A 26,199-nucleotide genomic window follows, 5' to 3' on the forward strand; every position below is an offset into this window, starting at 1 on the left:
CCCGCCGACCGGCCGGGCCCGAGTGCGGTCCGGCCGGTCGCGGCGGCCTGATCGGCGATCGGCCTTGCGCATACCCCCTGGGGGTATTATCTTCATGGTTGTCGAACGCGCACAAGATCGGAGAGGCCGACGCCATGACCACGCACACGCACCTCGAACACCATGGGGCACAAGCGAATCACGGGAATCACCACGAACAGCACGACGGCCACGGCGGGCACACCGAACACGCCGCGCACGGTGGCGGGCTGCCGGGCGGGCTCCAGATCACCCAGGACGGCTACACCCTGGCGCTCGCCGAGCCGATCCTCACCCCGGGCGAGGTCGACTTCCGGTTCCGGATCCTGGGGCCGGACGGCATACCGGTCACCGAGTACAGCGCGATCCACGATCGAGAGCTACATCTGATCGTGGTGCGGCGGGAGCTGACCGGGTTCTGGCACGTGCATCCCGAACTGACCTCCGAAGGCATCTGGACAGTGCGGCTGCATCTGCCGGCGGCGGGCGCGTATCGCGTGTTCACCGACATCGCTCCGCGCGCACTCGGCAAGACCATCACGCTGGGCGCGGATCTGGCCGTCGCCGGGCCGTACGATCCACGCCCGGCGCCCGCGGCCGATCGGACCGCGGAAGTCGACGGCTACGAGGTGACTCTCGACGGCGATCTGGTGCCCGGCGAGGGCCGGCTGCTCACCCTCACCGTGCGGAAGAACGGCGAGCCGGTCACCGACCTACAGCCGTATCTGGCGGCCTACGGACATCTGGTGATCCTGCGAGCGGGCGATCTGGCCTATGTGCACGTCCATCCGAACGGCGAACCCGGCGACGGCGTCACCGCCCCGGGCCCCGACATCACCTTCCACACCGCCGTCCCCGGCCCCGGAACCTACCGGCTGTTCTTGGATTTCAAGCACGGCGACGTGGTACGCACCGCCGCGTTCACCCTGCCGACAACCCGATGACCAGCGCCGTGCCGTCCGGCCACCGCAGATCACCAGCGGCTGTGGGAAATTCGTCGAAAAAAGCACGAAACCCGCGCCGTGGGCGCGGGTTTCGCTGGTGTGTCAGCTCCTAGATGGCGCGGACGTTCTGGGCTTGGGGGCCCTTCTGGCCCTGGCCAACCTCGAACTCGACGCGCTGACCCTCATCGAGGGTCTTGAAGCCGGAGCCGGAAATTTCGGAATAGTGGACGAAAACGTCGGGACCGCCCTCATCCTGGGCGATGAACCCGAAGCCCTTTTCGCCGTTGAACCACTTCACACTGCCTTGCGACATTCTTTTGTTTTACTTCCTGTTGCGAGCCGGGCGATCACTGCAACAACCCGTGCTCACCGTCCAGTGTGTCATACCGGCGTGCTTCGGCAGGCACCGCCGGGTACCTACACCAGAGCCCCCGGTTTCGCACCTGGTCGGCCGGCCGAACTGCCCGGACTCTCCGGGTGTCGTCCGGCACGGCATGATGCCGGCCGACTACGGTTCCGCCCCACAGGGTTTGCGGGTCGGCCGGATCACCCGTCGTCGTCCGGCGCCCAGTTGTCGGCGGTTTCCCCGGTGGTGAGGAAGATGGTGCGACGTCCCACTTCCACGGCGTTGTCGGCGAAGCGCTCGTAATACCGTCCCAGCAGCGTGAGGTCGACTGCGGCCGTGATGCCGTACGCCCAGTCGTGGTCCAGCACCGCCGCCAGCAACTGCTCGTGCAGATGGTCCAGTGCGTCGTCCTGGGCGTCGAGGCCGGCCGCGTCGTAGGGGTCGCCGGTTTCGAGCACCGCCGCGGCGCTCGTGGCGATGGCGCAGGCGGTGGAACCCAGACGCTCGACCAACGGCCGCACCGGTTCGGGCACCACATGCTCGGGATGGCGGCGCCGCGCGCTCGTGGCGATATGCCCGGCCAGCGCGCCCATGCGCTGGAGATGGCCCGTGAGCTGGATAGCGGTCACCACCCGCCGCAACTCGCTGGCGACCGGGGCCTGCAATGCCAGCAGGCGCAGCGCTTCCTGTTCGGTCTGCTGCGCCATCTCCTCGACCCGGCCGACGACGTCCAGGGCGGACTCGGCCTGTTCGATATCGGCGTTGACCACTGCGTAGGTGGCCGCCGAAATGGCCGTCCGGTCCTGTTCACACATCGCATGCAGCAACTCGGCGAGATGCCGCAGATTCGCGTGATAGTCCGACCGCATATTCCGATTCAACCCCAGCGGAACGCACTTTGCGAATTCCTGCCCGACCGGCTCGATCGCTGCGAAATAGCCGGTATTCGCGTTCCGGACGTTCGATCGGCGTGGTCTGCCGCTCACCCGAGCCGATAGTTGTAACTCGCATAGCGGTGCGAATCCGCACCCGCTTCCTCCCAGCTGTAGCTGTAGGTCCCCACATGCCCCAGCCGGAAGGAGCTGTCGGCCATGATCGAGTAGCCGCTGCGTCGCGCCCGCTCACAGAACGCGTAATCCTCGCCCAGGTACCAGGTGTGCTCACCGTCGGGCACCAGCATGGGCAGGAAGTACGGGACGGTCGGGCGGTCGAACCGCAGGTTGCACACCGGAAGTTGTTCGTGTTCGGCGACGGTCTCGTAGACGTCGCGGTGGGTGAACAGGAATCCGGTAGCGGCGTATTTGATCTCCAGCAGCCCCCCGCCCTCGCCGAACAGGATGCTCCGGGTTCCGGGCAGCACGTGGCAGGCCAGGCCGCGCACCCCCTTCTTCGCATAGATACCGCACACGATCGGCAGATCGTGTGTGCGCAACCGGTCCACCGCATCCACGTCGAACGCGATATCGGAATCGATCCACATCAGCCCTTCGAAACCGTCGCGCAACGCGTCGGTGGCCATCTGGCTGCGTCCCTGATCGATCGCGGCGAATCCCGTGACGGTCCGGACCTCGTAACCCCGATGCTCCAGCCGGGCCAGATTCCGGGCGAACTCCGGTGCGATCGATCCGTGGGTCGGGACCAGGACAACACAGCGCGAGGGCTCCATGCCCGCAGCCTGCCATGCCCGCGAGGGCACCGCTCGGCATGGGAAGCGCCTGATCGCCGGGCCGCGGTGAACTCTCTAGTCGCCCGCGGGAGGCTGGTCCTGGAACTGTGCCAGCGACTCCCACGACCAGGTGAGCGTGCCGTCGGCGAGATCGGCGACAACGCTTTCCAGCCACCGTATTTCGGCCTCGGTGACGGCACGCTGATATTCGTCCTCGAGCATGGTGACGCGCGGCAGGCCGAACCGCGTGGCCTGCGCGATGCCGGTGTCGAGCTCGGAGCGCTCGGCGCGCAACGCTGCCAGCCGGCGCTCCAGTTCTGCACGGGCCGCGTCCGGACCGAGGAGCATCAGAAACGACAGGGCGGCCGGGAATTCGGGAAATTCGTTGCGGGGCACGGCGATCATGTCGGTGATCCAGGCCATGCAGGCATCGCGGCCGGCGTCGGTGATCTCGTAGACCGTGCGTTCCGGGTACTGCTGGTCACGACCCGTCGCACGGACCGCCACCAAACCGGCGTCCTGCAGGCGCGCGATCGTCTTGTACAGCTGGGCCCGCTGCCCGACATTGACGACCTTGTCCTTCCCCCACTCCTTGATGCGGCGCTGGACGGCGTACGGATGCATCGGCTCCAGGTGCAGGATGCCGAGCACAGCCATGGCGAGCGGGGATCGCTTGAACCGGTCGGAGGTGGGCATGCCGCCCATCGTACTAGGTGCCCCATAACTAGTTTTCAAAAAACTAGTTGCTTCGATACTAGTTGGTGTGCCACTATTGAGGAGCAGGCGAACCCGTCCACTGCGATCCGGAAGGACCAGACCCATGACCCTCACGACCGACACCGTCCGCATTCACGCCGATCACGAGACCACCAAGCGTCTCGGCGATTGGACCCATGCCACCGCCTTCGCGGTGAAGGCCCGCTACGCCAGCGTCGTCATCGATCTGCGCTCGCCGTGGATCGAGGGCGAGGACCCGATCGTGGTCCACGCCGACCTGGACCACGCCATGGTCAAGCTTCTGGTTCCCGACGACGCGGTGATCGAACACAGCGATCTGGAGTGGACCGGGCGTGGCCGGGTGAAGGATTTCGCCCGGCCGCAGGATGCCGCCGGCCGGGTCGTCCGGCTGACCGGGACCAGCACCAAGAGCGAGTTCCGCGTGCACCGCGGCGGCATCGCGATCCTCTCGGCGCTGTTCAGCCGCGAGTTCTTCGACGACGCCAAGCAGGCACACCGGCAAGGACGCACCCCGACCCTCGCCGACCCGGCCAACGCGCCGCGCTGACCGGGAGCTGCGCCGGGCGGCGGCAAACGCCCGGCGCGGCTCGTCAGCGAGGAAGCGATTCGATCCGCGCCAATGTGCGTGCGCTGCCGTCGACTTCGAGTTGCACATGCAGCGCGTCCGCGTTCCGCCAGGCGCGGATCAGCACGTCGTCGGCGCCCATCACCGGCCCGGCGTGTTCGAGAATCACCCGATAGGGCGGCGCCGGCGCGTCGGGAAACCGCGCGAGCGCCTCCTCCACCGCCTCCCAGTGCACCGCGTTGTTCACATGCCCGTAGCGGTCCACATCGGTGACCCGCAGCGGAAACGGACGCACGTCAGCGTCGTCACCTGCCGCCTCCCGCAAGGCGGCGCGCCACCGCAGGCGGTGTTCGACGGTGGCCGCGCGCATCGGCGCCATGAAGCGCTCGGTCATCCGCGCCGGCCGCCCGGCTTCGATATCGACGTGAATGAGGAACATCTCGGTCTCGATCAGGCCGCCGTTCTCACTGCGCACCTGAATGCGCATGGTGCACCACCGATTCGACAAGGCCGACGGCCAGCGCCGCAGATGGACCCGATCCCCGAATTCGATGGGCCGCAGCACGTCGATCACGGTCCGGCGCACGATCCACCCCGGATGCAGATCGCCGTCCTCGACCACCTTCAGATGGTCGTAACCGATGTCCTGCAGATACCGCGCCACCGCGTCGAGCCGCAGCCGCTGGTCCCGGTCGGTGTCCCCGAGCCGCACCGGCCACTGTTCGTGGAACGCCCGGCTCTCGTCCGGACACGGCGCCAGCGGAAACGCGATCTCGGCCAGCCGATCGACAGCGGCACTCATGGACGCTCCTTTTCACGGGGACGGCGCCAGCGTAACGACCGAGCCCCGGGCCACCACGTCAACACGGCGAGATGCGCCGCACGGGCGACGCCGGGCCACCGCAACCACGATCCACTCTGGTGAAACCTGAGCGAGTCTTCAACCGAGACCGCGAGTGGGACGGACTCACGCGTTTCGCGACGTCCGAGAGCCCCGACGTGCGCCTCGGCATTGTCAGCGGGCGGCGGCGGCGGGGCAAGACATTCCTGCTCGACGCACTGGCGGATGCCGTCGGCGCCTTCTTCTTCACCGCCACCGACGCTACCGAGATCGAGGCGTTGGAGGGGTTCGGCGAAGCGGTCGCGTCGTACGCCGGCGGCGGCCGCTACGCCTTTCGCGACTGGGGTGAGGCCCTGGAACGACTGTTCGCCGTGGTAGGCGACGGCCTGATCGTCATAGACGAGTTCCCCTACCTGAGCAAGGCGAGCCCTTCACTGCCGTCGATTCTGCAGCGGGCGCTCGACCCACGAGGCTCGGCCCGGAGGTCGGCGTCCCGGATCCTGCTGTGCGGATCCGCGATGTCGGTGATGGGAAAGCTCTTGTCCGGCAACGCGCCTCTTCGCGGCCGTGCCAGCATGGAGTTGATCGTCCGGCCGCTCGGATATCGGGATTCCGCTCGCTTCTGGGGGCTCGACGACCCGCACCTCGCCGTGCTGGTCCACGCCATTGTCGGCGGCACGCCCGCCTACCGGCGGGAGTTCGTCGCGGGCGATGCACCGAACTCGTTAGCGGACTTCGACTCTTGGGTGTTGCGCACCGTCCTGAACCCACAGGTTCCTTTGTTCCGCGAGGCGCGGTATCTCCTGGCCGAGGAGACCGAAATCCGCGACGTAGCGCTCTACCACGCGGTGCTCGGCGCCATCGCGGGCGGCCATACGACACGCGGCGGTATCGCCAATACGATCGGCCGCTCCTCGACCGACATCGGCCATCCGCTGTCGGTACTGGAAGACGCACAGCTGATCACCCGCGAGACCGATCCGTTCAGCCGCGGCAAATCGACCTATCGGATCGCCGAACCGCTCATCGTGTTCTACGAGGCGATCATGCGGCGGGAATGGACTCGACTCGAGCGCGGCAATACCGAAGCGGCTTGGCGCAATTCGCAGCCGACGTTCCGATCGCAAGTCGTCGGCCCACATTTCGAAGGAATCTGCCGCGAGTGGGCGATGTCCGTGGGCGACGAGGTGTTCGGCGATTTCCCGGGGCATGTCGCCGCGGCTACCGTCAACGACCCTCGGGACAAGAAGCAGATCCAGATCGATGTCGCGGTGCTGGCCCCCGAGGACACCGGGCAACCGCGCCGAATCCTTTCGCTGGGCGAGGTGACGTGGGACCGGACGATGACCCTCGGCCACGTAGAGCGACTGCGGCGCGCGCGAGATTTGCTGTCCGCCAAGGGCTATGACACCAGCCGCACAGTCCTGGCCTGCTACAGCGGTGCGGGATTCGACGAGAATCTGCAGGCAGCCGGGAGTCGTCCGGGAGACACTGCCGGCGAGCAGGACACTCCCCTGCTGGTGGATGTGAACACCATCTACACGACCACCTGAGTCGACGACCTGCCCGAAGCTTTGTGGGGTCGCCGGTACGGCGACCCCACCTGGTTGATCGGCGCTATCGATCGGCCTGCTGTGTCATCGGCCCGGCCCGGGTCCGGCGAGTTCTTCGGCGAGGATGGGGATGCCCAGGTTGCAGGCGTGCAGGCCGAGGACGCTGACCATCTGGAGGACGGTCACGATCTGTTCGGGTGGCACACCCAGGTCCAGTGCGGCGCGGATGTGCCGGCGCACGCCCGGGGCGTACATGTGGGTGCAGGCCGCGTCGATGGCGATGCTCAGCAATTCGACGAATTCGGGCGGGAAGATGTGGCGCGCGATCGGTGTGGCGTTCATGGCCATGAACCGTTCGGTCCATTCGGGGTCCCATTCGTAGAGCTGATCCCACAGCGGATTCCAGCTTCCGCCGGCCCGCATCCCGTCGACGACCGGTGTGGAAACCGGTGTGGGCGAATCGAACACGATGTCTCCTTCGGATGTGGTCGAAGAACCTGGCGGACGACTATTTGGCGGGTGCGGGCTGGGCGGGATCCTTGCAGTAGGGCAGCTCGGGCGGGCACGGCGCCAGCACGGTCGAGAAGTACTGGATGGCGGAGAAGAGGGTGATGGGACCACCGGCGAGAATGAGACCGGCCATCGATCCCACGGCGCCGAGCGTGGCGGCGCCCAGGACACAGCCGGCGACGGTGGCACCGACGAACGGCGCCAAGAGCATGATCACCGGACTGGAGATCGCCGCGCCGACGGCGCCGCCGACCAGGCAGCCGATTCCGCCGCCGATGACCGCGCCGAGTACCGCGCTGACTCCGGCCGCGATGGCGATGCGCTGACCGAACGCGCCCAGCGCTTGCGCATCGCGTGGCGTGAACGACTCCGCCGCCTGCCGGACGGTGACGACATCGCGACGTGCCTGGGTGGGCCGCCCGTTACCGCGATCCGGGGTGAGTGTGGCGGTTGAGCCGTCGATGTGGGCGGTGATCGGATACGCGATGTCGTCGACGGCGAAGGTCAACGGCACGGCGGCCACCGGCCGATCCGCACGGTCGGTGAGAATCAGTTGGTCCGCAACCACTTTCAGCTTGCCGTCCGGAGTCGTCACCAGGGCCGAATCCGCCTGGCGGCCGATCTCGTAGTGCACCGCGGTGCGGTCGGGTTCCGCGTGGGCGGTACCGGTGGTGACGGCGGCGGCGGTGACCCCGAGGGCCGTGATCAGTGCGGGTGTCGTGAATTTCATCGGTTTCCTCATCATCGGTTGTGAACAGCGGCGAGTGTGCGCAGCCCGGCCGGGTACAAGCAGCGACCGGCCACCAGTGCGGCGATCGCGACGAGATAGGCCAGCGGGGCCAGTCGTAGTGCGGCGCTCAGGCCGTAGTGGTCGGCGAGCACGCCGACGACGAAGGGGCCCAGCGCCATTCCGAGCAGACTGTTGGACAGCGTCAGCGTGCCCATCGCGGAGGCACGGACCGACGAATGGGTGAGGTTGGCCACCATCGCGGCGGTCGGCCCCGAGGACCCGCCCGAGAACCATGCGCCGACGCCGATCAGAATCAGTTGTGCCGCACCGTGTTCGATACTGAATCCGATCGTCAGGCAGATCAGCGAGATCGAGCAGAACGCGATGGCGGCGAGCCATTTGCGAGACAGGTCGCGGCGGCCGATCCGGTCGGTGACGATGCCGCAGCACACCATGCCGGCGCCGACCAGCAGGACGACACCCGCCGCGGCGACGGCCGCGGCATCCGGCGCCAGCCCGTAGACCCGATTGAAGAAGCTCGGCGTCCACGCCAGCAGCACCGCGGCGGCGAACAACTGGACGCCGCCACCGACGTAGGCGCACAGCACCGCCGGATTGGTGAACAGCGACGAGACCGGCGCCCGGAATGCGGTGTGCGTGACGGGTTCGACCGACTCCGCGTCGGCGTGCCGAGCGAGCTTCCGCTCGTCGACCAGCGCGGCGAACAGCGCCGCGAGCAGCAGACCCACCACCGCCATGGTGACGAACGACCACCGCCACCCCAGGTGCACCGCGATCGCGCCACCGGCGGCGACGCCGAGCACCGAACCGAACGAACCCCCGGCCATGAAGGCACCGCTCAGCGCGGCATGCACCCGCGGCGCGAATACACCGAGAACCACCGCGATCCCGACACTGCCGTACGCCGCCTCGCCGACGCCGACCAGGAATCGCGCGCCGAGCATCTGGTGATAGTTCGAGGCGACCGCACACAGCAGGGTGGCGATACTCCACAGCGTCGCCATCAGCACCAGGCTCTTCACCCGTCCCCAGCGATCGGCCAGCAGCGAGAGCGGGAACGTCAGCACGCCCACCATCAGCGCCACCACGCTGTTCAGCGATCCGAGTTGTGAATCGGTCAGGCCCCATTCGGTTTTCAGCAGGGGAAAGACGGCGCTGAGAACCTGGCGTGACATGTAGTCGGCGAGCAGCAGCCCGAAGGCGAGGGCGAAGACCAGCCAGGGGTATCGCCGCGCCCGCCCGGCCGGACCGGTCGAGGCGACCGAATCCCGCGCGGCGGGCAGCTCAGGGGTGGTGTGCAACGGCATGGGTGCTCCTACGAACGCGGCGGGCGACCGCCCGCCGGAGCTGAAAAAGGTGCGGGCGCTGGTGTGCCGAGACGCTCGAGCCCTGCGGCCGACCGGCGACTTCGCGCGCCCACCTCACTGTGATGGAGACAACAGTAGGGCCGGCGGTCCTATCATGCTTTACTCTCGGGGACACAGAGGCGAACAATCTGGGACAGCGAGGCGCTGATGAAACCCCTGGCGCGGTACGCGGCCTTGAACGACTACGTGGATCTCGGGCAATCTCTCGGGCTCGATCCCGCCCGGCTGCTGCGCGAGGCCGGACTCGATCCGGCCGGGCTGAGCCTGCAGGACCGATGGGTGCCCGCCGCTGCCGTCACCGAACTCCTCGAGCGGTCCGCTGCCGAATCCGGCCGGCAGGATTTCGGCCTGCTGCTCGCGGAACGGCGGCGACTGTCCAATCTGGGTCCGCTGAGTCTGGTGATTCGCGAGGAGCCCGACGTGCGCAGCGCCCTGGAACTGATGGTGCGCCACCAGCACACCTACAACGAATCCCTGCACATACGCCTCACCGAACGCAACGGCATCGCCCACGTCCGCCTGAGTCTGGATATCGGTGAGCACCGCAGCACCCGCCAGGCCACCGAACTGGCCATGGGAGCGCTGCAGGGAATTCTGCGTGGATTCCTCGGTGCGGCCTGGCAACCGGCGGAAACCACCTTCACCCATGGCGCGCCGCGGGATCGCAGCACGCATCTGCGACTGTTCGGTCCCCAGTTGTCGTTCGATCACGAATTCACCGGAATAACGCTCTACACAAGCGATCTCGACACACCGAACCCCATGTCGGATCCGCTGTTGCGGCCGTACACGCAACAATTGCTCGGCGCCGTGGACAGCGGCCACGACACCGCCATGCGCGATCGGGTGCAGGAACTCGTCGAAATGCTGCTACCGACCGGCCGCTGCTCCGCCGACCAGGTCGCGCGCAGTCTCGGCGTGGATCGTCGTACCGTCCACCGCCGCCTGGCGGACGAGGGCTGCACCTACTCGGAAATCGTGAACACCACCCGGCTGGATCTGGCGCGCCGGGTGGTGGGAAATCAGGGCCGCTCACTCACCGAGATCGCGGATATGCTCGGTTTCTCCAGCCCCGCCAGTTTCACTCGCTGGTTCCGCGGCCATCACGGGTGCAGCCCGAGCCAATGGCGTCGGGCTGCGTCGAAAGGTGCCGGCGGACAGAGCGATACCGGTCAATGATCCGAACCCGCGGGCACGGGTCGATCCGGGATGCGCAATTCGCGTTTGAGGATTTTGCCGCTCGCGGTCATGGGCAAGGCGTCGGTGAACTCGATGCGGCGCGGATATTTATAGGCCGCCAGCCGCTCCCGGCACCAAGCGATCATCTCGCCGGGGTCCGGGCGCGCACTCCCCTCGGGGACGACGAAAGCCACGATCTCCTCCCCGTAATGGTCATCGGGAATGCCGATCACCGCGGCGAGCGAGACACCCGGGTAGGTCAGCAGGACTTCTTCGATCTCGCGTGGGTAGACGTTGAAACCACCGCGAACGATCATGTCCTTGGCCCGGTCGACGATGTAGTAGAAGCCGTCGCGGTCGCGCCGGGCGAGATCCCCGGTCCGCAACCACCCGTCGCGCATCGCCTCCCGATTCGCTTCCGGCCGGTTGAGATATCCCTTCATCACATTGTGACCGCGAATCGCGATCTCACCGACGGCGTCGTCGCCGGTGAGCGTATTCCACTCCGAATCGATCAGCCGCGCTTCGATTCCCCAGACCGGCACGCCGATCGAACCTGGCCGCGGCTCTCGCTCCGGATCCGCGAAGATCGCCAGCGGAGATGTTTCCGACATGCCGTAACCCTCGAGAATGCGGACGCCGAAGCGCTGCGCGAACCGCGCGTGAATCTCGATCGGTAAAGCGGCGCCACCCGATACCGCACGCCGCAACGTCGCGGCCAATCGGCCGGTGTCGATACCGTCGTCGATCGCGTGCAGCAGACTCCAGTACATGGTCGGAACACCGGCGAAGAAGGTGACGTGCTCGTCGACCATCAACCGGAGGGCCGCGACGGCGTCGAACCGCGGCATCATCACCAGTGTCGCGCCGGTGGACAGGCCGGCGTTCATATCGATGGTCTGGCCGAACGAGTGAAACAGCGGCAGCGTCACCAAATGGGTGTCGGCCCGATCCGGTCCGGAGTCGAACAGTCGATTGGCGGTCACCGCGTTCAGCACCATATTCGCGTGGGTGAGCTCCGCACCCTTGGGTTTTCCGGTCGTCCCGCTGGTGTAGAGGATGACGGCGGTGTCGTCCGGCCGGCGCGGCACGGTATCGAAGGTCGTGGGCTGGGACGCGAGCGCCCGGTCCAGTGTTTCGATACCCGGATACGGCGACGGGGCGGCGGAATCGGCGGTGATCACGAACATGTCGTGGCAACCCGGGACCTGTGCGAAGGCATCCACACCGAATTCACCGGTCGGCAATTCCGCGGATCCCTCGAAGCAGATATAGATCGCGGCGCCGGAATCCTGGAGGTGATAGGCGATCTCGGCCGGCTTGAGCAGGATGTTGAGCGGGACTACTACCGCGCCCGCCTTCAGTATTCCGAAGTACACGGCGGGAAAATCGGGCAGGTTCGGGCAGGTGAGAGCGACCGCGTCACCGGGTTTCACACCCCATTCGACCAGCAGGTTGGCCACCTGCGCCGCGCGGGCGTTCAGGCCCGCGTAGGTCGTGCGGCGCTCACCCAGCCGCACCGCGTCGGTATCCGGGCGGCGGCGCGCGGAATCCTCCAGCAGCATCGCGAGATTCAGCACGGTCGGTGACCTCCGGTGTCGGTGAGTACGGGCGCGCCGGTCGCGGCGGCGACGTCGTCCTCGGTCACGCCCGGTGCGCATTCGCGCAGCACGAGACCGGACGCGGTGACGTCGAGGACCGCCAGATCGGTGATGACGCGATGGACCACACCCACGCCGGTCAGCGGTAATGTGCAGCGGTCCACCAGTTTCGGAGCGCCGGATTTGTCGGTGTGCTCCATCAGCACGATCACCCGGCGGGCGCCGTGCACCAGATCCATTGCCCCGCCCATGCCCTTGACCATGTGGCCGGGCACCATCCAGTTGGCAAGGTCACCGGTTGCCGACACCTGCATACCGCCGAGGATCGCGGTATCGATGTGACCGCCTCGGATCATCCCGAAACTGGTCGCGGAATCGAAGAAGGAGGCGCCGGGAAGCACCGTGACGGTCTCCTTGCCGGCGTTGATCAGATTCGCATCGACCTCGGCCTCGACCGGATAGGGCCCGGTACCGAGGATGCCGTTCTCCGAATGCAGGGTGACCCGGATATCGGCGGGCAGGTGGTCGGGTATCAAGGTGGGCAGGCCGATGCCGAGGTTGACGTATTCACCCGAACGCAGTTCTTTCGCCGCCCGCGCCGCCATCGCGGAGCGATCCCATCCGGAACGGGCGATGACGCCACTCATTTCTTCTCCTCGCTGCGCACGGTCCGCTTCTCGATGCGACCTCGCGCCGGGCCGGTGGGCACGATGCGATCGACGAAGATGCCGGGCAGGTGAATCCGATCGGGATCGAGATCGCCTGCCGGAACGAGTGTTTCGACCTCGGCGATACAGATTCGGCCGGCCGCCGCGATCAGTGGATTGAAGTTGCGCGCCGATTTGTCGAAGACCAGATTGCCGGCGGTGTCACCGATGAGCGCGTGCACCAGGGCGAAATCGGTGGTGATCGCCTCCTCCAGCACATAGGGTTTCGGCCCGGCGGGCCCCGCGAAGGTGGCCACCGGCTTCGGCGGCGACGCGACCGCCACGCTGCCGTTCGGCCCGTAGCGCCACGGCATTCCACCGTCGGCGATCAGCGTGCCCACGCCCGCCGGTGTGTAGAAGGCTGCGATACCGGCTCCTCCGGCCCGCAGCCGTTCGGCGAGAGTGCCCTGCGGAGTGAGCTCGACTTCGAGTTCACCCGCCAGATACTGCCGGGCGAACTCCGCGTTCTCACCGACATAGGAGGCGGTGACGCGACGTATACGCTTGTCCGCCAGCAGAATTCCCAAACCGTGCGCCGTCGTGCCGCAATTGTTGGACACGACGGCGAGCTCGTCGGCTCCCGCGGCGGCGACCGCCTCGATCAACGTCTCCGGGATGCCGCACAGTCCGAACCCGCCCACCGCCAGCGACGATCCGGAGCGGATATCGGCGACCGCCGCCGCCGCGGATGTGATCACCTCGGTCACCGCGCCTCCTGTCCGACCGCGGACGGACGGCCCAGGTCGACGGCCGCCCGCAGCAGTTCCCCGGCGCGGTCCCAGGGCCCGAAACCCGACGCCGGATTGAGATGCCCGACATCGCCGAGGTCCACCAACCGGCTACCCCACGCCTCCGCCATACCGGCCACCCGCCGGAAGGACGCCAGCGGATCGGTGGTGCTCGCCGCGACGATGCTCGGAAACGGCAGCCGGCGGCGCGGAATCGGCTGCCAGCCGTGTCGATTCAGCTCGTCCGCCGTCGGATAGCCGGGAGGAAAGGGCGTTTCGACGTCGGCCGGCGTCGCGAACAGCGCACTGTGGATCTCCCGGCCGGCCTGCTGCGCCCAGTGCACGGCGATCATGACGCCCGCGCTGTGCGCCACCAGGACGACCGGGACGTCAACCTCCGACAGCACCCGATCCAGCGCCGCCACCCGGGCCGGCAGACTGAGCTTGTCGTGCTCGAGCGGCGGTACCGTGCGCACCCGCTCCAGAACCTCGGCCAGCCTCGTCTGCCAGTGATCGGGTACGTGATCGCGCAGTCCGGGCACGATCACCACGGTCGGTTCGATTGTGAATTCCACTGTGCGGCAAGTCCTTCTGTGATCAGGCGTGATGGGTGAAGCCGACCTGCCCCGGCTTCCGGTTCGGCGCGAACCCGAGCATGGCCAGCGTCTCGTCGGCGTCGGCGTAGGTGGTGCCGATCTTGTAGATATCGCGCGCCTCCTTGCCGGTGGCGACCTCGCGGCCCAGCTCTCCGGCGATGCGAACCAGCTGCTGGATCTGCTCGACCGAGGTCGCCTTCCGGCCCTTGCGCCCCCAGATGGTGTCCTCGTTACCGCAGCGCGTGTGCAGTCCCATGGCGATCGCCATCGCGTTGACCGGCAACACCGAGCGCATCAGCGTCTCCAGGGTCAGGCAAGCCCCGTCGGGCACGCGCTGGATGAAATTCATGATGTTGTAGGGATTGGGCCCGTCGAAGCCGCCGCCGATTCCGACCCACGTCAGGTTCAACGGACCGGTGTAGATGCCCCGCCGGATCAGCCGCTCGACCGTCTCGAGCTGCGGAATGCTCGACAGCTGGAAATGCGGCTGGATTCCCGCCGCCTGCAGGCGACGCAGATGCTCGGCGACCCACGCCGGCCCGGCCGGCACGGTCATCTCGCGGTAGGCCTCGGCCAGTTCCGGTCGCTGCATGGAGGTGCCGGCGATATCGTCGGCCGTCATCAACTCCATGATGTTCATCTGGCTGGTGTTGATCGCGATCGTCACCTGATCCGGCTTGGGGTCGAGTTCGGCCAGCATGTGGCGGGTGTCGTCGGACAACCACTTCGCCTCGGCGCCTTCGCCTTCGGGCGCGAACGAGATCGAGCCGCCCACCTGCAGGATCATCTCCGGGACGGCCTCGCGCAGCCCGGCGAGCAACTCGTTGAACTTCGACAGACGCTTGGAGCCCTTACCGTCGAGCTCACGCACGTGGATGTGCAGTACGGTGGCGCCGGCCTCGTAGCAGTCGACCGCTTGCTGGATATGTTCCTCCATGGTCAGTGGCAGATCCTCGCGGAAATCGTCGGGCTCCCATTCCGGCCCGTACGGCGCGCTGGTGATCACCAGCTTCTCCTGGTTTTCCGGGAACAAGGCGTCGTCGTGAAAATGCATGGCTGTACTCCGATCGAAATAGATTGCAGTGAAAGAGTTTTCAGAACGGCTTGTCGCCGATGATTCCGGCGCGCTCCATCTTGCGAACGTCGGGGAAATAGTCCTGAACGGCATAGTGCTGGGTGCAGCGGTTGTCCCAGATTGCGAAGCTGTTCTCGGTCCACCGCCAGCGGACCTGATATTCGGGAACGCTCGCCTGCCGGACCAGGTAGTTCAGCAGTTCCGAGGCGCCGGGCGCGTAGTCGATGCCGAACCGCACATTCTCCGGCGTGTGGTAATTGACGAAATGCGTGGTGAACGCGTTGACGAACAACACCTTCTCGCCGGTTTCCGGGTGTGTGCGCACCACCGGGTGTTCCGCGTCCGGGAACTGTTCGTGCAGCCGCAGACGTTCGGCGTCCGGACGCATCGCACCGAAGCTTGCCTCGATGGAATGACGCGCGCGCAAGCCGGCGATGCGCGTGCGCACCGATTCGGGCAGGCGGCGATACGCCTCGGCCATATTCACCCAGATGGTGTCGCCGCCGACCGCCGGCGTTTCGACGCAGCGGAGCACGCACCCCATCGGCGGCGCCTCCCGCCAGGTCGCATCGCAGTGAAAGGCGTTCTCGTAGTGTTCCGGCGCGCTGTCGAGATCCTTGTAGATGCGAACCAGGCCGGGATGTTCGGGGTCACTGCCCAGGACGGGATGATCCTCCAGCGGTCCGAAACGCTCGGCGAGAGCGACATGTTCGGCGCGGGTGATGTTCTGGTTGCGGAAGAACAGCACCTTGTGTTCGAGGAGCAGCTCCTTCACTGCGGCGAACAGGGCGTCGTCGCGCGCCACCTCGCCCAGGTCCAGATCGAACAATTCCGCGCCGATGGTGCGGGTGAGCGGCCGCACTCCGAACGGCGCGGAGCGCGCCGAAGGATGCACGGGGGCAATGCTTGTCATGACTGTCCTTCCTGGTTCACGGTGAAGACCGACGAGCCGATGCTCGTGCCCTGTTCCAGATCGCGATGCGCGGTCACCGCGTCCGCGAGCTCGTAGCGCTGGTTGATCTCGATGCGGATACGTCCCGCGGCGACGTGGGAGAACAACTCACCGGCCAGTTCGGCACGCTCGGCCGGGTCGGCGATGTAGTCGGCCAGAGCCGGCCGGGTGACGAACAACGACCCCTTGACCGCCAGCGTCATGGCGTCGATCGGCGGCACCGGACCCGACGCCGTGCCGAAACACACCAGCAGTCCGCGCCGCGCCAGCGAATTCAGTGAGGATTCGAAGGTCGTCTTGCCGATGCTGTCGTAGACCACGCGGACGCCGGCGCCGTCGGTGAGCTCACGCACGCGCTCGGCGACATCCTCGCGGGTGTACACGATCACGTGGTCACACCCGTGGGCCCGCGCGATCTCGGCCTTCCGGTCGGAGGAGACCGTGCCGATCACGGTGACGCCCAACAGCTTCGCCCATTGGGTGAAGATCAGACCGACCCCGCCCGCGGCGGCGTGCAGCAGTACCGTATCGCCCGGGCGCAGCGGGTGGATGCGGCGCAGCAGATAGGCCGCCGTGAGACCGCGCATGGTCATCGCGGCCGCGGTGTCGAAGCCGATCTCGTCCGGAAGGGCGATCAGATGTTCGGCCGGCATCACCCGCTCCGTGCTGTAGGCACCCAGCGGACTGCCCGTATAGGTCACACGGTCGCCCGGGGCGAAGCCGGTGACACCCGGGCCTACGGCCTCGATCACCCCCGCGCCCTCCACGCCCATCCCCGCGGGCAGCGGCGCCGGATACAGCCCGGTGCGGAAATAGGTGTCGGCGAAGTTCAGGCCCACCGCTCGGTGGCGGATCCGGACCTCGCCCGGACCCGGATCGCCGACTTCCACGCGCTCCCACCGCAGCACCTCGGGCGCGCCGGTTTCGTAGTAGCGAAAGGCTTGTGGCACAGGACATCTCCTCTTCCGACGGGACCGGCGCATCGGCGCGGGAAGGGCGCGCGAGCCACGGTCCGGACCGACTCGGTGGGCGGTTCGTCCATCGCCGACTCGAGCACCGGGTGATGCATTCAACGGTAGGCGCAGATGGGTGCAAATACTTACCGCTACGGGACTCGAGACTTGATATATCGGGACATCGACGGTCTGTTCGCACAATGATCGTTGCGCCGCCGCGCCGATGTCCGTGCCGCTGGTTTCGTTCGCGGGAGCGGGGAATCCTCCCGTCAGAGCGACCCGGTTGCCGAGGCGACTCTCGGCATCCGGCTGATTTCGATGGATCGACCGATGGGAGCCGGACCATGAACGTTCGACGCGCCGCGGCCGGAGCCGCACTCGCCGCCACCCTCTCCGCGGTGCCGGCCGCCGCCTCTGCCGGCAACCCGGAAGACCCCGCCAACGGGATCATTCCGGCCGGGACCTACCACATCACGCAACACCCCGACAACATGATCGGCTCGCCCGTGCACAACTGCGACCTGCAGGTATTCGTCGACAGCACGGCCGTGACGCTGGTGTGCGGAAATTCCTCGAAGACCGGCCGGCAGAACGCGGCCGGCCCCGATGAGACCTATGTGACGTTCGAGGGCATGCCGGTCGGACTGGATCTGCGGGAAATCGATGCGCGGCAGGGGTATTGGGAAGGCACCCTGAACGCCGCCGGAACCTCGGTCGACGCCCCGTATCCGATCGCGGGAATCACCTTGCAGCGACGCTGACCGGGGCTCCTGGCGGGCTTCGTCGTCCCGGCCATCGGGGTCGCGGCGACGCCGGCACTGCAATTGGCCCGCTGAGCCGCGGGTTCGATGCGGGTGCGGTACCGTACCCACTTACGAACATCGATGTTCGTAGATGTGAGGAGTCGCCGTGGCGGAATTCGACTATCAGGGCCGGCGCGTGGTGTACGACCGCGCAGGCCACGGCGATCCGGTCGTGTTCCTCCACAATGCGGGCGCCCAACGGCGGATCTGGGACGAGCAGATGGCCGCGTTGCGGGCCGAATACGAGGTGTTCGCACTGGACCTGCCCGGTTACGGCGAATCGGAGCAGCCGCGCGGATACCGGCTCGCCGACTATGTGGCGGCGGTGCGGGCTTTTCTCGACGAGCACGGGCTGAGCCGGGTGGTGCTGGTCGGGAATTGCCTGGGCAGTGCGACGTCGCTGAGTTTCGCGATCGACGATCCGGCCCGGGTGCGCGGATTGGTCCTGATCAATCCGCTCACCTGGAATACCGTGCGGCACGGGGGTCAGGCGCCGCTGATGTGGGTCGACCGGTTCGCACCGCTCGCGCCGTTGGCCCGGCGGCTCGCCCTGCCGAAACCCCTGGTGGCCTCGATCGTCGCCACTCAGCTGGGACCGCGCGGGCGCGACCGGACATTGCAGAACGACCCACGTCTGCAGGCACATTGGACCGATCGCGGCCGGCTGTTCGCGCTCGACCGGCTGGTACAGGACTTTCCCGCCTTCGCCGCGCTCGACGAATTCACTCCGGGCCCCGGCTTCCCGCCGATCTGCACCGTCTGGGGCCGGCGCAATCGGATCCTTTCCGCCGCCGCCGGCGCCCGGCTCGACGAAACACTGTGTCCCCGTGAGCGTCTCGTGCTCAGCGACTGTGGACATCTGCCGATGGTCGAGGACCCGGAGACCGTCACCTCGGCGATCACCACCTTCCTCGCCGGCCTGCCGGCCACAGCGGAGAATCTGTCTCGCTGAGCGAGACGCCCTCGGACGCTTCGGAATCCGTCGCGCTACGGTCCGGCTCCCCGCACGTCGTGCGCGACACCGCACCCGTACCGGGGCCGGGGCGTCACGAGCGCCCGGTGGATCGAGACGAGGGGGCGCCCCATGAAGATTCGGATCTCGACGATCGCGGCGATCTGCGCCGCGACACTGGCCGCCGCGGGGACGGCGGCGGCCGATCCGGCCCCGGCGGCGGTCGGCTATCGGGCCGCATCGACCGATAGCGGTTCGGTGACAGTCGAATTGACCAACGGCCGCTTCGCCGTCGACCCCGACGGTGCCGCCGTCACCATCCGCGACGATGCGGGGCGCGTGCTCGATGCTGTGCCACTGGCGTATGCGATCGGCGATCAGCGCATGCCGATCCGCGCGCAGATCGGCGGCGATGCGACGACTCTTACGCTGACCCCGGAGACCGCGGGCCTGCGCCGCGACGCCCTGGCCCCGGTCGCCTCGCCGCTGGAGAATCAGCTCGCGATGAACGACCTGGTCAACGCGGTCAGTATCGGCACCTCGGTCGGTGCGCTGATCGGCACGGCGGTGGGCGCGGTCCTCGGCATCGGGCTCGGGATCGCCCTGGCGGGCGCCTCGTGTGCGGTGTTGAGCGTCGCCTGCGTGGTCGCGGTGCTGCCGATCGTCAGCCTCGCGGGGGCCGCCGGCGGTGTCGCGGGCCTGGTCCTGGGCGGCGGTCCCGCCACCGCCGCGGGGCTCTACCGCTACGTCACCACGCTGTTGGCTCCGCCGGGCACCAGCGAGTACGCCCCCGATCTGCGTGGCCGGCCGGGCGTGCCGGATACCGGTCGCTGAGCGTGGGAGGCGCAGATGTCCAGCCGTACGATCGCCGCGCTCACCGCGGCCACCGCGGCCGTGGCCGCGTCCCTCACGGTCGCCACCGCGGGCGCCGAGCCGTCCACACCGAGTATCGAAACCCTCTCGGGAGCAGTCGTTCTCAGCGGTTTCGCCGACGGCGCATTCAGTGCGGGTGACGACGGTTCCGTCCGCGTGAGCGTGGGCGGCACTCCCGTCGCGACGCTGCCCGCGCGCTTCACCGTGGACGGCATCGCCCACCGCATCGACACCCGCATCGACGACGGCGGGCGAACCCTGACGTTGACACCGGATATCGCCGTGCGCCCCGCGGCCTCCGCGATGGAGAACCAATTGGCGCTCAACGATTTCGCGACCGTCATGTCGCGCGGACCGGTGATCGGGACGGTCGTCGGCACCGTGCTGGGCGCCCTCGTCGGCGCCGCGGTCGGAGCCAGTACCTGCCTGGTGGTCGGCCCCGGCTGCCTGGCGACGATTCCGGCGGCCGTCCTGGCGTTCGCCGGCGCGGGCGGTGTCGCGGGGACAGTGCTGGTCGGCGGGGGTGCGCTCGCGGCGGGACTGTGGAATTACCTCACGGTTCTGCAGGCACCGCCGGGACAGAGCTCCTACGCCGGCCAGGGCGGGATGCTCGACCCGAACGGCACCGGCGCACCGGACGCACAGCTGCAACTGCCCAGCGGATCCGCGAACGGCCTCGGCGCCGGATCGGCGTCCGGATCCGGCGGGTGAGCCCGGCGTACCGAATGGGTAACGTGGCCCTCGCGCACCGCGGGCGACTCCTACCATCGGTACATGTCCGAGGTAGCCGCAGCGCAGCTGCCTCTGACCATGCTCGAGCGCGCCACCTTGGTGATGGATCTGTTCCAAGCGCCGGATCGACATCTGACGCTCGGGCAGATCGCCGTCCGGACGCGGTTGCCGCGCGCCACCGTGCATCGGATCGTGCGGCAGCTCATCCAGCTGGAGTGGCTCACCCACAGCGCGGACGGATATGCGCTGGGCCGGCGCGTCCGCACGTGGAACGCCGACACCGCGCGGCTGTCCCGGTTACGTGCTTGCGCGGCGCCGATTCTGCACGAATTGCTGCTGGCCACCGCCGCCGTCGTCCATCTCGGGGCCCTCGACGGCGGGGAGGTGCTCTACCTCGACAAACTCGGCGGCCGGGCGGCGACGAGGGTACCCACCCGGGTCGGCACCCGGGTGGCGGCGCATCGCAGCACCCTCGGCCGGGTCGCGCTGGCCCACCTGCCGCCGGAGGACGTCGAGGCGCGCGTGGCCGATATCGATCCCGGCTTCGATCTTCCGGACCTGCACCGCCGGTTGCACCGAATCACCTGCCACGCAACCGATTACGACGACGACGAGTTCGGGTCCGGGCTGGCCTCGGTGGCCGTGGCCGTCGACGCGTCGGCGGCCGTGGGAGTCGTCTGTGATCGTCCGGCGGCGCTGCGGCGGATCGCACCGCGGGTGCGGGCGGCGGCCGCCGAAATCCGCGGCGGACTGGTACCGCGGTCACGGCAGGTCAGCGATCACCATCGCCCGCGCCCGTCGCGATGACGGTGTGGTCTCGATTGCGCCGGCACGCGTCACCGCCGCTAACACACACCGGCCGGGCGCGGATCACACGATGACGGCTTCGATCGCATCAGGAGAACGCCCATGCGCTCCCACACTCGACTCCCCCGCAGTCCCGGCCACCGGCCGCTGCGCGCCCCCGGCATACCCGGCGTCCTCGCCCTCGCGATCGGTATCGCGGTCGCCGTGCCCCTCGCGGCCTGCTCGACCGACTCGCCGGCCTCGGAAGGGCCGAACACCGTCGCATATCGGTCGATGACGCAGACGACCGCCGCGAACACCGAACTGCCCGCTGTGCCGACGTCCGACCTTCCCGTCGTCTCACCGTCGGTCCCGGCAACGGGCGACCATCCGCCGGCCGGCACCACCTTCCACGGTGAGGGCATCGGCGGCGACGCGGCCGAGCAGTTGCAGCAGTCGGCCGACGCCGGGCACCAACCGTGGCGGCTGGACGAGGACGCCGTCGCGCGCGCCTTCGTCTCCGGGCGTTTCGGCTGGTCGCAGCCGACGATCACCCACGACGGCCCCTACCTCGCCGTCGCGATCGGGCCGAACGGACAGCGCGTCTCCCTGCAACTGTCCCAGCCCGCCCGCAAGAACACCGGCGGCGTGTGGGTCGTCGAATCGGGTCTCTGGTTGTAGCGCTCGCACGGCCCGGAGCACAGTCCGGCATGCTGGAGGGATGCGTGTGCTGGTGGTCGAGGACGAGCCCAGGCTCGCCGCCACCCTGCGGCGCGGCCTGGAGCTGGAGGGATTCGTCGTCCAGCACGCGCACACCGGCACCGACGGCCTGTGGTGGGCGTGCGAGGACGACTTCGACGTGATCGTGCTCGACATCATGCTGCCCGAACTGAGCGGCTACGAGGTGCTGCGTCGCCTACGTGAACGCGACATCTCCACCCCGGTGCTGATGCTCACCGCGAAGGACGGCGACTACGACCAAGTCGACGCGCTGGACCTGGGCGCCGACGACTATCTGACCAAGCCGTTCTCCTTCGTCGTCCTCACCGCGCGCCTGCGCGCCCTGCTGCGCCGCCGCGCACCACAGCAGCCCGAAATCCTGGCAGCGGGTGACCTGCGACTGGACCCGCGACGGCGCTCGGTCTCCCGCGCCGGTTCCGAATTGTCCCTGACACCACGGGAATTCGGGCTGCTCGAATACCTGTTGCGGCACAAGGGCAGTGCCCTCACCAAAAACGAGATCCTGCGCAACGTCTGGGATGCGCACTACGACGGACCGGAGAACGTCGTCGAGGTCTACATCGGCTATCTGCGCAAGAAGATCGATACACCGTTCGGCAGCAACAGCATCGAGACGCTGCGCGGGGTCGGCTATCGGCTGATCGACTCGGAAGTCACGGCCGCCCCGGACTGAGTCACCGCTCCGGCGGTCCCGCCACCGGCAGCTCGACGACGAAACGCGCCCCACCCCACGGCGATTGGGCCACGCGCACCACTCCCCCGTGTGCCGCCACGATTTCCGCGACGATCGCCAGCCCGAGGCCCGATCCTCCGGTCGTCCGGGACCGATCGGCCTCGAGGCGCACGAAACGATCGAAGACCCGCGTGCGATCCGCGACCGGAATACCCGGCCCGTCGTCGTCCACGACGATGCGCGCGTTCCCGGACGCTTCCGGCTCGGCGCTGTCCGCGACCGTGATGCGGATCCGCGACCGTGCATGGGCGACGGCGTTGTCGACGATATTGCGCAGCGCTCGCGCCAACCGCTCGGGATCACCGATGATACGAGTCGGGCGGATGTCCGTATCGACCGCAATCCCTCCGCGCAGACGGGCAGCGGTGGCCGCGGCCTGGGCGATATCGTCGAGATCGACGTCGCCCGTGCGCAATTCGAGTCCGCGTTCGTCGGCGGCGGCGAGAGTCAGCAGATCGTCGATGAGCCGGCGCATGCGCTCGGCTTCGGGCAGCAGCGTGCCGTCGATCAGTTCCGCGTCCACGGTTTCGGGCCGGTGGCGCGCCAATTCCAATGCGGCTGTGACCGTGGCGAGCGGGCTGCGCAACTCGTGGGAGGCGTCGCCGACGAAACGGCGCTGGGCCCGGTGTCCGGCCTCGACGCGCGCGAGCATATCGTTCATCGTCTCGGCCAGCCGGGCGATCTCGTCGCGCGGCGCCGGCACCGGCACCCGCTCCGACAGCTGCGTGGAGCCGATCCGAGCCACCCGCTCCCGGATCGCCTCCACCGACCGCAGCGAACGACCGACCAGCAGATACGTTGCCGCGGCGGCGGCCAGCACCACGATCGGCGCACCCACCGCCAGCAGGGCACCGACCCGGGCGACCGCCCGCTCGACCGATTCGGTGTCGACCGCGACGAGCACCTGGTACCGGCCCGACGACGTCTCGGCAACACGGCTCGCGACGCGCAAGTCCTCGTCGTAGCCGGGCGACGCGGACAGCCCGACGGCCCGCCTCGTACCCGCCGGCACAGTGGCGAGGACGCCGTGCGGATCATCGAAACCCCAGATCACCGTCCCATCCGGCGCGACGACCTGGGCCGCCGCGATGCGGCCGTTCTCGGCACGCGGAAGGTCGCGCACCCGAGCCGGGTCGTGTTCGAGCGTCTCCGCGATCTCGGCGGCCCGCGCCTGCGCCGCGCCGTCGAGTTCATCGATCAGCGAACGATGCAACAACCAGACCATCGCGCCCGCGGCGATCAGCAGCACCACACCGACCGCCAGGGCCGACACGAGGGCAGACCGGATCCGCACACCCCACCGCGACGGATGTAGCCAGCGCCGGAACCGATTCACCCACCCATCATCGACCACGACCGCGTCGAGCCCGTCACGATCTCAGCGTGGTCTCAGCGACGGGCGGCCAGAGCGCCGGCGTCCCTGGAGCGAGACCCTGGTCGCCGGCACCGCCTACCGCCATGCGAAGGCCGCCCGGGCTCGTAACCTGGATTCATGCCCCAGCTCGCGACAGTGCCGACGACACCCGGCCTCGATCGTGCCGTGGAGGTGCTGGCGGGCCGGCGGATCGTGGTCCTGACCGGGGCCGGCATGTCCACCGACAGCGGCATCCCCGACTACCGCGGCCCGGATTCGCCGCCCCGCAATCCGATGACCTACCAGCAGTTCGTCGGTGATGCGGCGTTCCGGCAGCGCTACTGGGCGCGCAATCACGTCGGCTGGCGGCGGATGGACGCCGCGCGGCCCAATCTCGGCCATCGCGCGCTGGCCCGGCTCGAACGTGCGGGCGTGGTCGGCGGGGTGATCACGCAGAATGTGGACCTGCTGCACACCAAGGCCGGGCACCGCGCTGTCATCGACCTGCACGGCACGTATGCGCGGGTGCGCTGCCTGTCGTGCCACGGGCTGATCTCGCGCATGACACTCGCCGATCGGCTGGAAGCGGCCAATCCCGGCTTCGCCGAACTGGCGACCGCCACCGGTATCGAGGTGGCGCCGGACGCCGACGCCGTGGTCGGTGAGACCGACAGCTTCCGCATGGTCGACTGCACCGGCTGTGGCGGCATGTTGAAGCCGGACATCGTCTACTTCGGCGAGAACGTCCCGAAAGACCGGGTAGCCGAGGCATTTTCGTTGGTCGACGTGGCCGAGGCGATGGTCGTCGCGGGCTCCTCGCTGACCGTCATGTCCGGGCTGCGCTTCGTCCGCCGGGCCGCGAAATCCGGTAAGCCCGTCGTGATCGTGAACCGCGGCGCCACGCGGGGTGACGAGTTGGCCACCGTCCGAATCGATGCCGGCTGTTCACCCACCCTCGCGGCACTCGCCGACGCGCTGACTCCCCCCGCTTCCGTGTCCGCATAAACGAGTAGCCGGTGGACCGCGGTCCACCGGCTACTCGCAGACGATGTTCAGTTCCAGCCCGGTTGGGCCTGCCGCTTGACCGACGACGAGTTGGCCAGGATCTCCAAGTCCTCGAGGAACCGTTCGATACTGTCCGACTTCGCCTCCGGGGTGGCCACCTGGTCGCGCACCTTCTCCTCGGTGATCGCCAGCATCGCGGCCGCCAGATCCGTCTCCAGATCGCGCACCATCTGGCGACGCAGCTGCGCGACCTGGTCGCGACCCTGCCGTCGCACCCGTTCGACCTCCGCCGCGGCCGCTTCTCGCATCTGCGCCACGATGTACTCGGCGTCGGCGCGCGCGTCGGCGCGAATCTGCTCGAGTTCGCTGTGCGCTTCGGTGAGGGCGTTTTCGTAGGAGCGCTTGGCCTCCTCCAACTGCTGCGCGGCGTGATCGCTTTCGGTGAGCTGCTTGGCGATCGCGTCCTGACTCTTGGCCATCAATCTCTTCACCGGCGGGACGACCCATTTCCAGATGATGAAGACGATGACGGCGAAGCCGAACAGCTGACTGAAGAAGACCGGCCAGTCGAAGGTGATCTGGTATCCGCCTGCGGCAAGCACACCGCCGCTGGTGTCAATCATTACGAATCCCTGCCCCTCCTACGACCGGCGGTGCCGGCGTGGCGACTGTCACCGACCACCTGGTCGGCGAGCGATTGGGCCAGCGGCTCGACCTCGAGTCGCAGCTCGGACTTGACGCGTTCGGCCTCGGCGCGCAGATGGGCAGCGGATTCGGCGACGATGCCGTCGACCTCCTGCTGAGCCTGCGTCCGCAGGTCGTCCATGATCGCCCGGCCCTGGGCCCGTGCCTCGTTGCGGATGTCGGCCGCCTCGGTACGGGCTTGTTCCAGCGCCGTCTGATATTTCGCCTGGGCGTCGGCGAAGACCTGTTTCGCCTCTTTGGCGTTGGCGGCGGTCGCCTCCACCCGCTCCTCGCGTTCGGTCAGCACCTTGCGGATCGGCGGAACGACGAAGAACCAGATGACTCCGAGCACGATCAGAAAGATGATCAGCTCGACGAAGAAGGTGCCGTTGGGGATGAGGAAGTTCCCCTCGGCCACCACATCGGTTCGCGCGGACATCTCG

Annotated in this window: 30 protein-coding genes; 12 read left to right on the top strand and 18 right to left on the bottom strand. The window is 68.0% G+C overall.

All coding sequences use genetic code 11. From position 1 onward, the window contains the following. Positions 1-134: 134 nt before the first annotated feature. Complete coding sequence (locus NA3_RS18040; RefSeq protein WP_062964791.1) at positions 135-962, top strand: DUF8832 domain-containing protein; 828 nt, start codon at positions 135-137, stop codon at positions 960-962. Positions 963-1,071: 109 nt separating this feature from the next. On the opposite strand, the gene NA3_RS18045 is transcribed toward NA3_RS18040, so the two are convergent. The 4 genes from NA3_RS18045 to NA3_RS18060 form a co-directional block, all read right to left on the bottom strand. Beyond that, complete coding sequence (locus tag NA3_RS18045) at positions 1,072-1,275, bottom strand: cold-shock protein (RefSeq protein WP_036505313.1); 204 nt, start codon at positions 1,273-1,275, stop codon at positions 1,072-1,074. A 233-nt stretch (positions 1,276-1,508) separates the two neighbouring features. Further along, the gene (locus tag NA3_RS18050) at positions 1,509-2,177 is read right to left on the bottom strand and encodes a phosphate signaling complex PhoU family protein (protein ID WP_062964980.1); all 669 of its coding nucleotides are present in this window, start codon (positions 2,175-2,177) and stop codon (positions 1,509-1,511) included. Between the two features lie 113 nt (positions 2,178-2,290). Further along, positions 2,291-2,974 (bottom strand): hypothetical protein, encoded by a 684-nt coding sequence (locus tag NA3_RS18055; RefSeq protein ID WP_062964792.1) that lies wholly within the window; start codon positions 2,972-2,974, stop codon positions 2,291-2,293. A gap of 75 nt (positions 2,975-3,049) precedes the next feature. Continuing rightward, positions 3,050-3,670 (bottom strand): PadR family transcriptional regulator, encoded by a 621-nt coding sequence (locus NA3_RS18060; protein WP_062964981.1) that lies wholly within the window; start codon positions 3,668-3,670, stop codon positions 3,050-3,052. A gap of 124 nt (positions 3,671-3,794) precedes the next feature. Here NA3_RS18060 and NA3_RS18065 point away from each other — a divergent pair, with 124 nt between their 5' ends. Beyond that, positions 3,795-4,259, top strand: coding sequence for a hypothetical protein (locus tag NA3_RS18065; RefSeq protein ID WP_062964793.1), 465 nt, complete (start codon positions 3,795-3,797; stop codon positions 4,257-4,259). A gap of 43 nt (positions 4,260-4,302) precedes the next feature. Here the strand turns inward: NA3_RS18065 and NA3_RS18070 are convergent, their stop codons facing one another. Further along, complete coding sequence (locus NA3_RS18070; protein WP_062964794.1) at positions 4,303-5,079, bottom strand: acyl-[acyl-carrier-protein] thioesterase; 777 nt, start codon at positions 5,077-5,079, stop codon at positions 4,303-4,305. A gap of 119 nt (positions 5,080-5,198) precedes the next feature. Here NA3_RS18070 and NA3_RS18075 point away from each other — a divergent pair, with 119 nt between their 5' ends. Beyond that, positions 5,199-6,671: an AAA family ATPase gene (locus NA3_RS18075; protein WP_218021844.1), complete on the top strand. Its 1,473-nt coding sequence runs from the start codon at positions 5,199-5,201 to the stop codon at positions 6,669-6,671. An 84-nt stretch (positions 6,672-6,755) separates the two neighbouring features. On the opposite strand, the gene NA3_RS18080 is transcribed toward NA3_RS18075, so the two are convergent. The 3 genes from NA3_RS18080 to NA3_RS18090 form a co-directional block, all read right to left on the bottom strand. Next, positions 6,756-7,094 carry a carboxymuconolactone decarboxylase family protein gene (locus tag NA3_RS18080; protein ID WP_062964983.1) on the bottom strand — a complete coding sequence of 113 codons (339 nt, stop codon included), beginning with the start codon at positions 7,092-7,094 and terminating at the stop codon, positions 6,756-6,758. 85 nt (positions 7,095-7,179) lie between these two features. Continuing rightward, positions 7,180-7,911, bottom strand: coding sequence for a DUF8020 domain-containing protein (locus tag NA3_RS18085; protein ID WP_062964795.1), 732 nt, complete (start codon positions 7,909-7,911; stop codon positions 7,180-7,182). Positions 7,912-7,922: 11 nt separating this feature from the next. After that, on the bottom strand, positions 7,923-9,239 hold the full coding sequence (locus tag NA3_RS18090; protein WP_062964796.1) for an MFS transporter: 1,317 nt from the start codon (positions 9,237-9,239) through the stop codon (positions 7,923-7,925). 207 nt (positions 9,240-9,446) lie between these two features. On the opposite strand from NA3_RS18090, the gene NA3_RS18095 reads away from it, so the two are divergent. Beyond that, on the top strand, positions 9,447-10,478 hold the full coding sequence (locus NA3_RS18095; RefSeq protein WP_062964797.1) for an AraC family transcriptional regulator: 1,032 nt from the start codon (positions 9,447-9,449) through the stop codon (positions 10,476-10,478). Here the strand turns inward: NA3_RS18095 and NA3_RS18100 are convergent. From NA3_RS18100 to NA3_RS18130, 7 genes are read right to left on the bottom strand one after another with little or no spacing between them, the layout of a single operon-like run. After that, entirely contained in the window at positions 10,472-12,058 is a 1,587-nt protein-coding gene (locus NA3_RS18100) for a long-chain-fatty-acid--CoA ligase (RefSeq protein WP_062964798.1), read from the bottom strand. The genes NA3_RS18095 and NA3_RS18100 overlap by 7 nt on opposite strands. Beyond that, positions 12,052-12,726 (bottom strand): CoA transferase subunit B, encoded by a 675-nt coding sequence (locus NA3_RS18105; protein ID WP_062964799.1) that lies wholly within the window; start codon positions 12,724-12,726, stop codon positions 12,052-12,054. The genes NA3_RS18100 and NA3_RS18105 overlap by 7 nt, the downstream gene beginning before the upstream one ends. Beyond that, entirely contained in the window at positions 12,723-13,493 is a 771-nt protein-coding gene (locus NA3_RS18110; RefSeq protein ID WP_062964800.1) for a CoA transferase subunit A, read from the bottom strand. Before NA3_RS18110 ends, NA3_RS18105 begins: the two co-directional genes overlap by 4 nt. Next, complete coding sequence (locus NA3_RS18115) at positions 13,490-14,089, bottom strand: RBBP9/YdeN family alpha/beta hydrolase (RefSeq protein WP_062964801.1); 600 nt, start codon at positions 14,087-14,089, stop codon at positions 13,490-13,492. Before NA3_RS18115 ends, NA3_RS18110 begins: the two co-directional genes overlap by 4 nt. Positions 14,090-14,111: 22 nt before the next feature. Next, positions 14,112-15,164: a beta-keto acid cleavage family enzyme gene (locus NA3_RS18120; RefSeq protein WP_062964802.1), complete on the bottom strand. Its 1,053-nt coding sequence runs from the start codon at positions 15,162-15,164 to the stop codon at positions 14,112-14,114. A 40-nt stretch (positions 15,165-15,204) separates the two neighbouring features. Beyond that, the gene (locus NA3_RS18125; RefSeq protein ID WP_062964803.1) at positions 15,205-16,098 is read right to left on the bottom strand and encodes a TauD/TfdA dioxygenase family protein; all 894 of its coding nucleotides are present in this window, start codon (positions 16,096-16,098) and stop codon (positions 15,205-15,207) included. After that, positions 16,095-17,087 (bottom strand): quinone oxidoreductase family protein, encoded by a 993-nt coding sequence (locus NA3_RS18130; protein ID WP_062964804.1) that lies wholly within the window; start codon positions 17,085-17,087, stop codon positions 16,095-16,097. The genes NA3_RS18125 and NA3_RS18130 overlap by 4 nt, the downstream gene beginning before the upstream one ends. 350 nt (positions 17,088-17,437) lie before the next feature. Here NA3_RS18130 and NA3_RS18135 point away from each other — a divergent pair, with 350 nt between their 5' ends. The 7 genes from NA3_RS18135 (at position 17,438) to NA3_RS18165 (ending at position 22,653) form a co-directional block, all read left to right on the top strand. Then, complete coding sequence (locus NA3_RS18135; RefSeq protein WP_062964805.1) at positions 17,438-17,854, top strand: hypothetical protein; 417 nt, start codon at positions 17,438-17,440, stop codon at positions 17,852-17,854. Positions 17,855-18,002: 148 nt separating this feature from the next. Further along, the gene (locus NA3_RS18140) at positions 18,003-18,848 is read left to right on the top strand and encodes an alpha/beta fold hydrolase (protein ID WP_062964806.1); all 846 of its coding nucleotides are present in this window, start codon (positions 18,003-18,005) and stop codon (positions 18,846-18,848) included. 132 nt (positions 18,849-18,980) lie between these two features. After that, a complete protein-coding gene (locus NA3_RS18145) occupies positions 18,981-19,682 on the top strand; it encodes a DUF8020 domain-containing protein (RefSeq protein WP_062964807.1) in 702 nt (233 codons plus the stop codon). Positions 19,683-19,697: 15 nt separating this feature from the next. Next, complete coding sequence (locus NA3_RS18150; RefSeq protein ID WP_062964808.1) at positions 19,698-20,432, top strand: DUF8020 domain-containing protein; 735 nt, start codon at positions 19,698-19,700, stop codon at positions 20,430-20,432. 63 nt (positions 20,433-20,495) lie between these two features. After that, positions 20,496-21,260: an IclR family transcriptional regulator gene (locus NA3_RS18155; RefSeq protein WP_062964809.1), complete on the top strand. Its 765-nt coding sequence runs from the start codon at positions 20,496-20,498 to the stop codon at positions 21,258-21,260. A 102-nt stretch (positions 21,261-21,362) separates the two neighbouring features. After that, positions 21,363-21,920 (top strand): hypothetical protein, encoded by a 558-nt coding sequence (locus tag NA3_RS18160; RefSeq protein WP_062964810.1) that lies wholly within the window; start codon positions 21,363-21,365, stop codon positions 21,918-21,920. A gap of 40 nt (positions 21,921-21,960) precedes the next feature. Further along, positions 21,961-22,653: a response regulator transcription factor gene (locus tag NA3_RS18165; protein WP_062964811.1), complete on the top strand. Its 693-nt coding sequence runs from the start codon at positions 21,961-21,963 to the stop codon at positions 22,651-22,653. Between the two features lies 1 nt (position 22,654). Here NA3_RS18165 and NA3_RS18170 read toward each other — a convergent pair whose 3' ends face one another. Further along, positions 22,655-24,049 carry a sensor histidine kinase gene (locus NA3_RS18170; protein ID WP_063917567.1) on the bottom strand — a complete coding sequence of 465 codons (1,395 nt, stop codon included), beginning with the start codon at positions 24,047-24,049 and terminating at the stop codon, positions 22,655-22,657. 156 nt (positions 24,050-24,205) lie between these two features. On the opposite strand from NA3_RS18170, the gene NA3_RS18175 reads away from it, so the two are divergent. Then, positions 24,206-25,072 (top strand): NAD-dependent protein deacetylase, encoded by an 867-nt coding sequence (locus NA3_RS18175; protein ID WP_062964813.1) that lies wholly within the window; start codon positions 24,206-24,208, stop codon positions 25,070-25,072. A 47-nt stretch (positions 25,073-25,119) separates the two neighbouring features. On the opposite strand, the gene NA3_RS18180 is transcribed toward NA3_RS18175, so the two are convergent. After that, complete coding sequence (locus NA3_RS18180) at positions 25,120-25,695, bottom strand: F0F1 ATP synthase subunit B family protein (RefSeq protein WP_062964814.1); 576 nt, start codon at positions 25,693-25,695, stop codon at positions 25,120-25,122. After that, positions 25,695-26,195, bottom strand: a complete 501-nt coding sequence (locus NA3_RS18185; protein WP_062964815.1) for a F0F1 ATP synthase subunit B — start codon at positions 26,193-26,195, stop codon at positions 25,695-25,697. The genes NA3_RS18180 and NA3_RS18185 overlap by 1 nt, the downstream gene beginning before the upstream one ends. Positions 26,196-26,199: the final 4 nt, after the last annotated feature.

The organism is Nocardia africana NBRC 100379 (assembly GCF_001612635.1).
GTDB classification, from domain to species: domain Bacteria; phylum Actinomycetota; class Actinomycetes; order Mycobacteriales; family Mycobacteriaceae; genus Nocardia; species Nocardia africana.